This window comes from Prosthecobacter sp., from assembly GCF_020439865.1.
GTDB lineage: Bacteria > Verrucomicrobiota > Verrucomicrobiia > Verrucomicrobiales > Verrucomicrobiaceae > Prosthecobacter.
In genome coordinates, this window is record NZ_JAGRPF010000038.1 from 32,610 (window position 1) to 45,812 (window position 13,203).

General features: G+C 60.6%; 8 protein-coding genes and 1 pseudogene. 1 reads left to right on the plus strand and 8 read right to left on the minus strand.

Features of this window, described 5'->3' with window-relative positions; translation table 11 throughout:
- Window positions 1-10 precede the first annotated feature (10 nt).
- Window positions 11-3,907, plus strand: coding sequence for a LamG-like jellyroll fold domain-containing protein (locus KDL09_RS03910; protein WP_294381581.1), 3,897 nt, complete (start codon window positions 11-13; stop codon window positions 3,905-3,907).
- Window positions 3,908-4,035: 128 nt separating this feature from the next.
- Here KDL09_RS03910 and KDL09_RS03915 read toward each other — a convergent pair whose 3' ends face one another.
- The 8 genes and pseudogenes from KDL09_RS03915 to KDL09_RS03950 all read right to left on the minus strand — a co-directional run.
- Entirely contained in the window at window positions 4,036-4,893 is an 858-nt protein-coding gene (locus tag KDL09_RS03915) for a fumarylacetoacetate hydrolase family protein (RefSeq protein WP_294381584.1), read from the minus strand.
- 31 nt (window positions 4,894-4,924) lie between these two features.
- Window positions 4,925-5,713: an SDR family NAD(P)-dependent oxidoreductase gene (locus tag KDL09_RS03920; protein ID WP_294381586.1), complete on the minus strand. Its 789-nt coding sequence runs from the start codon at window positions 5,711-5,713 to the stop codon at window positions 4,925-4,927.
- A gap of 54 nt (window positions 5,714-5,767) precedes the next feature.
- Window positions 5,768-7,129 (minus strand): hypothetical protein, encoded by a 1,362-nt coding sequence (locus KDL09_RS03925; protein WP_294381589.1) that lies wholly within the window; start codon window positions 7,127-7,129, stop codon window positions 5,768-5,770.
- 17 nt (window positions 7,130-7,146) lie between these two features.
- The gene (locus KDL09_RS03930) at window positions 7,147-8,547 is read right to left on the minus strand and encodes a DUF1501 domain-containing protein (protein ID WP_294381592.1); all 1,401 of its coding nucleotides are present in this window, start codon (window positions 8,545-8,547) and stop codon (window positions 7,147-7,149) included.
- On the minus strand, window positions 8,544-11,411 hold the full coding sequence (locus KDL09_RS03935) for a DUF1553 domain-containing protein (RefSeq protein WP_294381596.1): 2,868 nt from the start codon (window positions 11,409-11,411) through the stop codon (window positions 8,544-8,546). The genes KDL09_RS03930 and KDL09_RS03935 overlap by 4 nt, the downstream gene beginning before the upstream one ends.
- A gap of 7 nt (window positions 11,412-11,418) precedes the next feature.
- Window positions 11,419-12,189 (minus strand): ThuA domain-containing protein, encoded by a 771-nt coding sequence (locus KDL09_RS03940; protein ID WP_294381599.1) that lies wholly within the window; start codon window positions 12,187-12,189, stop codon window positions 11,419-11,421.
- Window positions 12,190-12,214: 25 nt separating this feature from the next.
- On the minus strand, window positions 12,215-12,964 hold the full coding sequence (locus KDL09_RS03945; protein WP_294381602.1) for a hypothetical protein: 750 nt from the start codon (window positions 12,962-12,964) through the stop codon (window positions 12,215-12,217).
- Window positions 12,965-12,972: 8 nt separating this feature from the next.
- A pseudogene (locus KDL09_RS03950) lies at window positions 12,973-13,203 on the minus strand (hypothetical protein); the annotation flags it as partial.

Consider the following 13,203-nt stretch of genomic DNA (forward strand, 5'->3'; position numbering starts at 1 on the left):
CCCTTCTCACATGCTTTCCCGCCTTCTTTCCTTCGTCCTTTTGGTTTCGCTGGCAGGCCAGGTCCACGCCGCGGAACTCTTCGACAAATCCAATCTCGTTGCGTGGTGCATCGTGCCGTTTGATGCGAAGAAACGTTCGCCAGAAGCCCGTGCGGAGATGGTGGCGAAGATGGGCATCAAAAAGATCGCCTATGACTGGCGTCCGGAGCATGTGCCGGAGTTTGAGCGGGAGATTCTCGCGTATCAGAAGAACGGCATCGAGATGTTCGCGTTCTGGGGCGTGCATGACGAGGCGTTCCGGCTGTTTCAGAAATACAAGCTGCATCCGCAGCTCTGGATGATGCTCAAAGTCGCGGGCGACACTGACGAAGCGAAGGTGAAGAATGCGGCAGAGGCGCTGCTGCCGACCTTGGAGCGAGCGAAGAACATCGGCAGCCGGGTGGGCATTTACAATCATGGTGGTTGGGGCGGCGAGCCGGAGAACATGATCGCCGTGTGCGAGTATCTCAAAAAGAACCACGGCACCGACAATGTCGGCATTGTTTACAACCTCCATCACGGTCACACGCATCTCGCGCGTCTGCCGAAAGTACTCGATGCGATGAAGCCCTGGCTGCTTTGCCTCAACCTCAACGGCATGGACCTCGATGGAGAGGCAAAGGGCCGCAAGATCCTTCCGCTCGGCGTCGGCACTCAGGATGTGAAGGTGCTGCGCCAGGTTCGTGCCAGCGGCTACAGCGGTCCGATTGGCATTCTCAATCATACGAGTGAAGACGCCGAAGGCCGACTGCTCGACAACCTCGACGGCTTGAAGTGGCTTGTTCCGCAGCTTGATGACAATCCGCCCGGCCCGAAGCCGAAGTATCGCACCTGGAGCGACGGCGCGGCAAACAAGACCGCAGCGAGCGGCGACGCACGACCTGAATCAGTGGATTCGCTCGGCCCGGAGTTTGGCAAGGCGCTCAAGGGCGGACTTTTGATCAAGGACAACGAGCCGTATCGCGCCTTCCCGTTCACCATCGAATGCCGCGCGAAGCTCAACAGCAAGGATCGCTTCAACATTCTGGTGGCCAGCGACGTGAAGGCTTCGGCGACGCACTGGGAGTTGTACACGCATGCGAAGCGCGGCACGCTGGCGCTCTACATGCCCGGCCGCGGCGGCGATTTCGATTCGAGAGTCGATGTCTGCGACGGCAAGTGGCACGACTTTGTCGTCAGTGCCGATGATACCAGCGTCATCTTCTGGATCGATGGCAAGCAGGTGTTCGACAAGCCGGTGCAACCGCTCCGGGGCGAAGCCCGGCCGGGTGGGCTTGCATTTGGCCGGCTCGTTGAAGGCACGATCGGCTGCGATGGCATCATCGACGATGTGCGCATCGCCCGTGGCGTGATGAAGCCGCGCAAAGGCGGCGCGCCGCGTCTGCGTATGGACAACAGCATCGGTCTCTGGGACTTCGACGACCTGGAGGCGCTCACCGGGCCTCAGGCACCCAAGCCCGCCGAGTTCAAACCCGACCGCAAGCCGCTGCATCCCGAGGACAACGAGCACTGGCAGGAATTCGTGAATCGTGAGCGCATCTTCGACTTCTACGGCAAGGAAGCGCTGCAGTTCATGAAGCAAAAACCGCTTCCCGCGCTGCTCCCACAGTTTCCCGGCCTCGACGGCGGCCAGCAAGGCCACTGGGGCAATCAAAACGATCAGGTGACATGGAAAGACGGCCGGTTCGCCGCAAGCGATCTCGGCAGCGTGTTCAGTTGCGTTTTCAAAGGCGCAGGACTGACGATTCCCAAGGCGGTGTGCGTCCATCTTGGTGACGAATCGGCGGTGTTTGATCCCGTGTCTTGCATGCTGCAAGCGAGATGGAAAGGCGGCTTTATCCAGCTCACCGATCACCGTCATGGTTTCATGGGCGGGGCACAAGCAGCGGGCAAGGTGGAGGCACTTCAGAATCAAGGGCTCTTTATTGGTGCGATCTACCACGGCTTTTATCGTCATGGTAAGGATATCGTCTTTTCCTTTTCAGGGGGTGACAAACACTACCTGACCACGGCTTGGAAAAGCGATCGTGATCTGACCAAGCTCACCAAGGGCGGTCCCACCCAATGGCCGAAATGGATCGAAACCAAAGGCGAACTCGGCACGCAGACGCCGTTCGCGACGGACCGTCTCGCGCTCCCGTTCGAGAATCCGTATGGCACGCTGTTCTTCATCACGGCGCATGATTTCTTCAGAGATGGCACCGCGGCGATTGCGACGATGACAGGTGAAGTGTGGCTCGTGAAAGGCATTGATGAGAAGCTGGAGAAACTGCGCTGGAAGCGTTTCGCCACCGGATTGAACCAGCCGCTGGGCGTGAAGATCGTGAAGGACAAGCTCTACGTGCTCGGTCGTGATCAAATCACCTGCCTGCACGATCTCAATGGCGATGACGAAGCCGATTTCTACGAGTGCGTAACGAACGCGATGCAAACTTCGCCCGGCGGCCACGACTTCATCGTCGGACTCGAAACCGACAAGGAAGGCCGCTGGTATTTCGCCTCCGGCAATCAAGGCGTGTGCCGCATCACGGGACGCGACAAACTCGAAGTCCTCGGCACCGGCTTCCGCAATCCGAACGGCCTCGGCATCTCGGCCGACGGTCGCTTTGTGACGAGCAGCGGACAGGAAGGTGATTGGACCCCCGCCACCTCGATCTTCCAGATCGAACTCGATCACAATCTCGGCGCGCACTTTGGCGCCGGTGGTCCGAAGAACGGCCAACCGCCGGAACCCGTGCTCATGTATCTGCCGCGTGGTGAGGACAACAGCGCCAGCAGCCAGGCCTTCATCACGAGCGAGAAATGGGCCTCACTCAAAGGCGACAACAATTTGATCCATCTCTCCTCCGGCGGCGGCAGCGCGTGGCTCGTCATGCGTCAGAACGTCAAAGGTCGTTGGCAGGCCGCAGCCTACAAGATTAGCGGCAACTTCGACTCCGGCCCGCAATGCGCGCGTTTCAATCCGAAGGACGGTCACCTCTACGTAAACGGCATGCAGGGCTGGGGCAGCTACACGCCGAAGGACGGCTGCTTCCAGCGCGTGCGCTTCAACGGCGGTGACAAACCCGTGCCTGTCGGCTTCGAAGCACGCGACAACGGCGTGCTGCTGCGTTTCAACCAGCCCGTGAAGAACGCCGATGCCGCCACCTGCTTCGCGCAGTGCTGGAACTACCACTACGGCCCTCAGTATGGCTCGCCCGAGTATTCCGTGAAGTATGCCGACACGCCCGGCCACGATCCGCTGGAGGTGCGCAGCGTGCAGAAACTCGATGGCGGCAAAACGCTCTTCCTCGAAATCCCTCAAATTGTCACCGCGAGCCAGATTCATCTGCACGTGAGCACCGGCCACGACATCTTCCTCACCGCGCATGCTTTGGCCGAACCCTTCACCGAGTTCGCCGGCTACACGAAGATCGCCAAGACGAATCACGCCGCACAGATCGGCCTCGAAGCACCCAAGCCTGCCAAACCCAACCCGTGGGCCAAAGGCGAAGGCGGACGCGAGATCGTCATCGAAGCCGCGCTCGGTTTGCAATACGTGCAGAAGCAGCTCACCGCGAAAGCCGGTGAGAAACTCACCATCGTCTTCAAAAACCCCGACGTCGTGCCGCACAACTGGCTGCTCGCCAAACCCGGCTCGCTGCAACGCCTCGGCGAAAAGTGCAATCTCATGATCACCGACCCGCAGGGACTCGCGAAGCACTACGTGCCCGACAGCGACGACGTGATCGCCTACACCGACATGACGAATCCGCAGTCGAACTTCACCATCCACATCACCGCACCGAAGGAAAAGGGCGACTACCCCTACCTCTGCACCTTCCCCGGCCACTGGATGGTGATGAACGGGGTGATGAAGGTGGAGTAGCCTGCTCTGGATTGTTCGTCATAACCGCAGAGGAGCAAAGAGGCAGAGGTCGCAGAGTTTTTAATGAGATTAATCTCTGCCTTCTCTGCTCCTCCGCCTCTCTGCGGTAAAACCGAATCACCCAGCGCTTACGCGCATGCCACCGCCGTCTGACCCTGCTCACCGAGGCCTTCGACGCCGAGTTCGATGACGTCGCCGGGCTTCATGAAGACGGGATCAGGCTTGAAGCCGAGGCCGACGCCGGGAGGTGTGCCGGTGGTGATGATGTCGCCGGGCAGCAGACTCATGAACTGGCTGAGGTAGCTCACCAACTGCTTCACGCCGAAGATCATCTGCGCGGTGGTGCTGTTCTGAATCGTCTTGCCGTTCAGCTTCAACCAGAGCTTCAAATTCTGCGGATCAGGAATCTCGTCGCTCGTGGCAAGGAACGGTCCGATCGGCGCGAAGGTGTCGCAGCTCTTGCCTTTGACCCACTGGCCGCCGCGTTCGAGCTGCCATTCGCGCTCGCTGTAATCGTTGTGCACGCAGTAGCCGGCCACATGGCTCATCGCATTCTCTTCGGACACATAGCTGGCCTTTTTGCCGATCACGAAGGCGAGCTCGACCTCCCAGTCGGTCTTCTTCGAGTTCTTCGGGATGACGACGTTGTCGTTCGGACCGCAGATGGCGCTGGTGGCCTTAAAGAAGACGATCGGTTCCGCCGGAATCGGCATGCCGCTTTCTTTGGCGTGATCGACATAGTTCAAACCGATGCAGATGATCTTGCTCGGACGTGCGATGCACGGACCCAGGCGCACGCTGGCATCCACCGTCGGCGCGGAAGCCGCGTTGGCCTTGGCCCAGGCGGCAAGGCGTTCCAGACCATCGCCGCCGAAAAACTTTTCGTCGTAGTCGCTGCCAAAAGCGCTCGCGTCGATACGGCGGCCGTCATCGAGGATCAGGCCGGGTTTTTCTTCTCCAGGGTTTCCAAAGCGGATCAGTTTCATGGTATTGTTGTCGGTTCTCGGTTGGGATGAATTACTTTTTGTCGTCGCCCTCGGCGTTCGCGTAGCGGCCGATGATCGGATACTGCTCGAGTTCCGCCACGGTTCCGGTGACCGGGTAGCTCTCGCGTCCGACCCAATAAACCGCAGCGGCGGCGATGTCTTCCGGCTGCAACAGACGGCCCATCGGCACGACCTGCGGCGGCAGACGTTCCGGCCAGCCTTCGCCGAGGCCGTCGCCAATTTTGACCTGATATTCGTTGTCCGTAAGCGTCCAGCCGACGTTGAGCTGGTTCACGCGCACCCGATCCATGCCAAGCGAATCCGCGAGGTTGCGAGTCATCGTCATCAGCGCGCCTTTGGACATGGAGTAGGCGAGCATGTTGGCCTGGCCGCAGTGGGCGAGCACGGAGCCGATGTTCAGCACCACGCCCCGGTTCTTTTTCAATTCGGGCAAAAGCGCACGAATGAGCAGCATCGGCGCACGGGCGTTCACGGCCATCATTCGATCAAAAAACGTCGCATCAGTGTCGGCGATGCGTCCGCGAATCGTGAGCGCGGCGTTGTTCACGAGCGCGTCCACTTTGCCAAAGGCCGCGATGGCATCGGCGGCGAGCTTTTCGGGATAGGCGGCGTCTTCGAGGCTGCCCTGGCAAAACGCTGACTTGTCCTCGCCGAGTTCTTTCCGCAACGCCTCACCGCGTGCGGCATCACGGCCATGCAGAATGACTTTCGCGCCTTCAGCGACGAAACGTCGCGCCATGAATTCGCCGATGCCAGTGGTGCTGCCGGTGATGAGAATGACGTGGTCTTGGAGTCGCATGATCGTCGCGGGTGGGGTTGGGGAGCCGTTTCTATGGCGAGCGTGGGGCGATGCTCAAGGCTGCACCTCCAGCAATTTCCGCATGCCGTCCATGAGCACCTTTTCCACCTGCGGCGCCACACGGGAGACGATGCCCGTCTCGTAGCCGCCCTGACCGTAGGCGATCTCCGTGCCGATGTAGCCCGTGCCATAGTCGCCGTAGGCCGCCATCGCGACGAATTCACCCGGACGCATCTGCTGGGCCGCGAGCTGATACTCCACGAACAACTCGCCCGGCATGTGCAGCACACGGGCGGGGCCGAGCTGAAGGCAGTTCAACGGAATCCGACGCCCGCCGCGTGTGCGATGCAGGAAAGTCAGATCCCGCGCAGCACGAATGCGATCCGGAAGTTTCTGCGACGCATCCTTCAGTTTCGTCAGTAGCGCGTCTTCGACCAGCGTGTCGCGCACCGGCACGGCAACCGGTTCGACGGTCCACTTCACGTCAGCGGCCGTGATGGGATGCTTCGTCTGCGACTCCCAGGCGAGCTTCATTCCATCGGCGAGACGTTGTGCGAGCACCGGCCGGTTGTCCTTGGAGCCGTCGTTGTATTTGCCGGCGGCCACATTGCCGCCTGCTCCGTCGAAATGAACGCATGCGACACCTGGCAACGCCTCGGCTCGCATCTCACGTGCCATGCCGACGAAGTCCCAGTTCACCGAACCCTGGCCGTAGTAGCTCTGCGGATGCGTGGCGTAGTAAGTCAGCACGGCCACGGGCGTGTCGCCGTTCCAAAACGAGATGAGCCGCACCAGCGGATCGATCGTGCCTTCCGGCGCTTCACGTGCGGCCGGGTTTTTGCCGCCGGAGCTTTGGCGTTGGAAGATGACCTTGCCCAACGGCCCGAGGATGCGGCGATTGGAGGCGACGTGCTCAACCTTGCCCGAGCCCAGTCCGATCTCCGTCACAGTCTGCGCCTTGGGGAGCGAGTCCTGCACGGCAGCGGTAAGCCGCTGCATCACTTCACGGTCGAGCGACGGATTGGAAAACTTGCCGCCAAGGCCATGCTCCGCGAGCAGGCGCTCCGTGGCCAGATCACTGCCCGGTGCGTCGTGCTGGTGCAGCGTGTGCACGGTCACGCGATCCATCGACGTGCCGGCAGCCTTCGCGAGTGTCTCGCGATAGGCGTCATGCCCTTCGTTGCCAATGCCCACCCAGTCGAACGCACAGAGCACGATCGGCTCGCCCGCGCCGAGCAGCACCACGCCGCGTGCGGTGAGTGGCGTGACAATCTCCTTCACCGGCTTCACCGCGCCATTGCACAACGGTGAACCGGGGGGCGGTGTGGCATCGACTTTGAACGTCGTGATCCGCAGTTCCGCGGCCTGTGAGAGGCAGAATGCAGTCAGGAAAAGTAGCGTGGCGCAAAGTTTCATCACGAATGAAGCCGTGGTCAGCCAAGGATTCCTTTCACCACTTTCCCATGCACGTCCGTGAGCCGGTAATCGCGGCCTTGGAATCGGTAGGTGAGCCGTTCGTGATCGAGGCCGAGCTGGTGCAGCAGCGTGGCGTTCAAATCATGCACATGCACCGGATCACGGGCGATGTTGAAGCAGAAGTCGTCCGTCTCGCCGAACTGGTTGCCCGGTTTGATGCCGCCGCCGGCCAGCCACATCGTAAAACAACGTCCGTGATGGTCTCGCCCATGATTCGTCGGTTCGAGTTTGCCTTGCGAGTAGGTCGTGCGGCCAAATTCACCGCCCCAGATGACCAGCGTCTCATCCAGCAGGCCGCGCTGTTTCAGATCGCGGAGCAGCGCGGCGGCCGGCTGGTCCACATCGCCGCATTGCAGACGCAGATCGCTCGGCAGGTTGTAGTGCTGATCCCAGCCGCGGTGGTAGAGCTGGATGAAACGCACACCGCGCTCCGCCATGCGTCGCGCCAGCAGACAATTTGCCGCGAAGCTGCCCGGCTGTCGTGCCTGCGGTCCGTAGGCATCCAACGAGGCCGCGCTTTCACCGCTGAGGTCTGTCAACTCCGGCACGCTGCTCTGCATGCGGAAGGCCATTTCATACTGCGAGATGCGCGTGATGATTTCGGGATCGTGCTGCTGTGAGAGCTGCTTCTTGTTCAAGGCTGCAATCACATCCAGCTCATCGCGACGCGTGGCGCTGTCGATGCCCGCGGGGTTCGAGAGATACAACACCGGATCGCCACTGCTGCGAAGCGCGACGCCTTGATGATTCGACGGCAGAAAGCCCGAGCCCCACAGCCGCGCATAAAGCGGATCCGCCGGACGTGCCGCGCTCCCGCGTGAAACCATGACGACAAAAGCCGGCAGATCGCGGCTTTCGCAACCGAGGCCGTAGCTCAACCAAGCACCAAAGCCCGGCCGCCCTGGCTGCTGATGACCGGTTTGCAGATACGTCACCGCCGGATCGTGATTGATCGCCTCCGTGTGCATGGAGCGGATGACGCACAGTTCGTCGACGATCGTCGCCGTGTGTGGCAGCAGCTCGCTCACCCATGCGCCGCTTTGACCATGCCGTGCGAATTTGAATAAAGACGCGGTAACCGGCTTCGACTTCTGTTTGTCAGTCATGCCCGTCAGGCGCTGATCGCCCAACACCGACGCAGGAATCTCCTGCTCGTGCAGTTTCTTCAACCCCGGTTTGTGATCGAACAGATCAAGCTGAGACGGACCGCCGTGCATGAACAGATAAATCACCCGTTTCGCCTTCGGCGCGAAATGCGTCAGCGCCTTCGCATCACTCATCAACGACGCCAGAGCCATGCCGCCGAGGCTCAAACCTGAGCCGCGGATGAACTGACGACGCTGGAGAAAGGCATTCATCGTTTCGTGATCACCTCGTCGAGGTTCAGGATCGCGTGCGCGACCAACGGCAGTGACTTGCGGCGTTCGAACAGGCCGCGCAGCAGCTCCAGTTCGTCTGCTTGCGGCTCACGGCAGGTAGCGGCGTGAAACATCCACGCGATGCGATCTTCCTGACCTTCTGATCGTTTCGCGAGTGCCTCCGAGGCCTTCGTGAACGTCTCGTCGTTGAGCAACAGCAGCGCCTGCAGCGGTGTGTTCGTGCTGGCGCGACGCACGGTGCATTTTTCGCGTGTGGGGCCGTCGAAGATCAGCAGCATCGGATGCGGCGACTGGCGCTTCACATAGGTGTAGAGGCTGCGCCGCCACAAACCATCGCCCGCATCAGGAACATAGGTTTCCTCGCCGTTGTAACTCACCGCTTCCCAGAGTCCCGGTGGTTGAAACGGCTTCACACTCGGCCCGCCGATCTTCGGCACGAGCAGACCGGAGATCGCGAGCGCCTGATCGCGCAGCACCTCGGCGGAAAGTCGTCCGCTGGGGCCACGCGCGAACAACCGGTTCTCCGGATCGTCAATCGCGATGCGCGAATCCTGACGATAGGTGCGCGACATGACGATCTGCTTCAACAGCGCTTTGATGTTCCAACCGCTTTCGCGAAACGAGACCGCGAGCCAGTCGAGCAATTCAGGATGCGTCGGCGCCTCGCCTTGCGATCCGAAGTCATTCGGCGTGCGCACGAGTCCTTCGCCAAAACACTGCGCCCAGAAGCGGTTCACGGCCACGCGAGCCGTCAGCGGATTCTCCGGTGAAAACAACCACTTGGCGAAACCGAGACGGTTTGCCGGCAGATCACTTTGCCAAGCTGCAATCGCCGTTGGTACACCGGGGACAACCGCATCGAGCGGCTTGTCATACTGGCCGCGTTCCAGCACATGCGCCGTGCGCGGCTTCGGCATCTCCTGCATGACCAGTGTCGTCGGAATCGAATCGCGCAGCACCTGCTCGCGCTTTTGAGCCGACAAGACGGCCTCACGTGCCTTCTGCGTCGGCACATCGGCAAAGTGTGCGATGTAGTAGTCGAGCAGGACTTCCACATCCGCCGCACGACGTTTGGCGAGCGCAGTTTCGACAATGCCACGAATGCGCTCGCCCCAGAACCACTCATCCACGGCCTGCACATCGAGAGCGGCGGGCACGAAACGCACTTCGTCGATCAAACCGTAGAAGCCGAGGCCCGAATCGCGACGACCGATTCGCAGCGGCTCCTGATTCGCGATGCTGCCGTCGAGCGAATCACGACGCACCTCCAGCGTCGTCGATTTCGCATCGAAGAACACCCGCAAGCCGGCGGCTTTCTTCGATCCATCATAGCACACGACGACCTGATGCCATTTTTTCGCGCTGAGAGCTTCAACGGTCGAAACCTCGATGGCGTTGGCTCCCCAGCGATGCACAAGATTGACCTGCAAACGGCCCTTCTGCCAGATCAGTTCCAGACCACGACGTTCGCCCTTCGGCTCGATCAGGGAGAGCGGACAACTCAGCGAACCATCCGCATTCACCCACAGGCCAATCGTCCACGGCTGGTCCATGGTGAAGTTCTTCACACGCGTTTCGACATGCTGCGTGGCATCAAACTTCGCCGCCATGCCACGCACACCAGCTTCCGGTTCGGATTCGTTGCCCACCATGGTGACTTGGGCATCGAATGACTCGTGAAACAAAGAGTCGTGTGGCGGCTGCGGCAGCGAGCTCGCCGCGGTTTTCTCCCATGCCGCGATTTGCGGCTTCAACGCCTCGTGAACCGCCACGAATGCTGCCTTTGTGGTTTTCACGGCAGCCTGTGCCTTATCAAGTTCGACTTTCTGTTTGTCGGACGGAACTTCGATCAACGGCGGCGGGTTCTCGGCGTGGATCACGCCCTGCTCGGGCACGTTGTTGAAGAAGGCGAAGAGCTGGTAGAACTCGCGCTGCGAGATGGGATCAAACTTGTGATCGTGGCATTGCGCGCAGCCTGCGGTGAGGCCGAGCCACGTCGTCATCGTGGTGTCCACGCGGTCCACGACGTATTCGGTGCGAAACTCCTCGTCGATGCTGCCGCTCTCGTTGTTCACCATGTGATTGCGATTGAAGCCGGTGGCGATGCGTTGCTTCACGGTGGTGTTCGGCAGCAGATCACCCGCGAGCTGCTCGATGCTGAACTGGTCGTAGGGCATGTTCGCGTTGAATGCGTCGATCACCCAGTCTCGCCACAGCCACATCTGGCGCGGCTTGTCTCCGAAATAGCCGTTTGTGTCCGCATAGCGCGCCGCATCAAGCCATGCGACGGCGAGATGTTCGCCAAAGTGCTTCGACGCGAGCAACTCATCGACGACGGCCTCGTAAGGCTTCGCCAGCATCGCTTCAGTGGGCGGCAGTCCCGTCAGATCGAGCGCCACTCTGCGCCGTAGCACCGCCGCATCCGCCTCCGGCGCGAACGACACCCCGTTCTCCTTCAAACTCTGCTCAACGATGGCATCGATCGAATTCAGCGCGGCACGAGTGCTCAGCGGTTCAAACGCCCAGTGTTTCTGATAGCGGGCGCCTGCCGTCATCCACTGCTTCAGTTTCGCCATCTGCGCTGCGGCCAGCGGTTTGTGGACGTCCGGAGGCGGCATGATTTCGTCGTCATCATCGGAGGTGATGCGCTTGACCAGCTCGTTCAATTCACCGCCAGGAAGATCGAGACGCAGGTCTGCTTTGCGGCTCTTCGCATCTGGTCCGTGGCAGCGGAAGCAGTGCTCGGAAAGGATCGGACGGATGTCGCGGTTGAACTGCAATTCGCCCGCCGCCAGCACAGGCTGGATCACACCGGCAGCGGCGATGGCGAGCAGCAGTTTCACGCAGATGTCATTTTTCCAATGCCCAAGCGATGCCATTCAACAGGAAGCGACGAAAGGCGGGCAGTTTGAAGTCATCCCAATGGCCCATCGATGTGTAAAAGACGCGGGACTTCTTCTCGCCATAGAGATGCGTCCACGCGACGGGCTCCGTCGCCTGACCGGCCAGCGTGCCCATCAGTAGCGGCGTGGTGCCGGCCTGCAGCGGCGTGTTTTTGTAGAGCCCGCCGTGTCCGATGAGTCCGTCAACAGCCACGTCGCGCAGAATGGGATGTGACTCTGAACCGGGCACCCGTGTGATCGTGGCGGGATCTTTACCATAGTGGCCGGTGTAGTTTCCGCCCAGCACTTGCGGATCAAACTCCTGCCAATGGCCGAGTCCTTGCTTTGGCTTGGGATCTTTGGGCCGCAGCGCAAAGCAATGACTGGCGGTGCGAATCCCTACCAGCGGCTTCCCAGCGGCAAGATGCGCACGCACGGCATCGATCACTTCCACCGACGGCGTGCGACGGCGCACGCTGATGAAGAGCAGATCCGCGTCATGCATCGCCTCCACGAAGCCGGGGAACTGGTTCTTGTCCGCCGCATCCGCATGAATGATCGTGACGCGATACGGCACAGCCTTCAATTCCTTCACCGCAAACTCCGGCAAGGTCTCCCAGGTTTGATACTCGTCCTCGCCAATCATGATGACGATGTGCGGTGGTTCTGCGGCCTGGAGTTGCAGACCAACAGCCGTGACAAGAATAAGCAGCGTGCGGGAGAAGAAGGAGAAGTTCATGGCTGTGGATGAAATGAAAATCGAATCAGGGTTTCGTGTTGGTTGGAATCGTTGGCTTCGTGGTGTCCCAGTCTTTGTTCGGCAGCGCCTCCCACACGCGCAGATGACGGAAGCTCGACTCCGTGCTGGCACCGAGCATGATGCTGTGCTTGGCCGTGCCGATGAGTTTGTTGCTCAGCGTGGTGCTCTTGCCGTCAAGCGTGCCCACCACCTCGTCGCCCAGGATCTCCAGCACGACCGTGTGCCATTCGTTGAGTTTGACCGGCGTCGAGACGCGGCCCGCTGGTCCCTTCTCGCGCTGTCTGGTGGCGGGATTGATGCGATCCGCATCATACGGCGTCAAAAACAGACCGCCCGGGCCGACGCTGAGCGAGATCACGTAGTCCTTCACGTCCGTCGCCTTCACGAAGAGGGAACGATACTTCCGTCCTTCGTCCGGCACATCGTTCAACCGCACCTCGCACTGGATGATCGCGTTGGTGAACTGAAATCCTAATGACGCCGTCGCAGGATGATGCGCTTCGGGACTTTCCATGCCGATGAAGCAGCCGTCAGCCAGCTTCCACTGGCCCGATTTTCCACCAGCCGGGCCCGCGTTGTAGCGCCAGCCCGAGAATCCGCTCGCAAAGCCGACCGGCTTGCCCGTCACAGGCGCCAGCGGCGGCGTGAAATCTTCGCTGACTAGCAATTTGCCGCGTGTGGTCATGAGTGTCTTAGGCAGATCGTCCGCGACCACTGTACTGAATGCGAGAAGGAGGATGAGGAAAGATTTCATGAGAGTGTTTAGCGGCCAAGGTTGCGAATCACTTCGACGGCCTTCGATTCGAAAATCTTCTGCCACTCGGGTGCCACGAGCGAATCGCAGTCCTCCTGCGCGTAGCCGGTGTTCGTGCGCTGGTGGACGGTGGGCGTGTAGTAGATGTAGCCGTTCGTGTAGCCGGAGACGAAAGCGTGAGGATCTTTGGCGAGCGATTTGATGTTCAAGCCGATCTGCACGGTGAGTTCGCCGGGAAA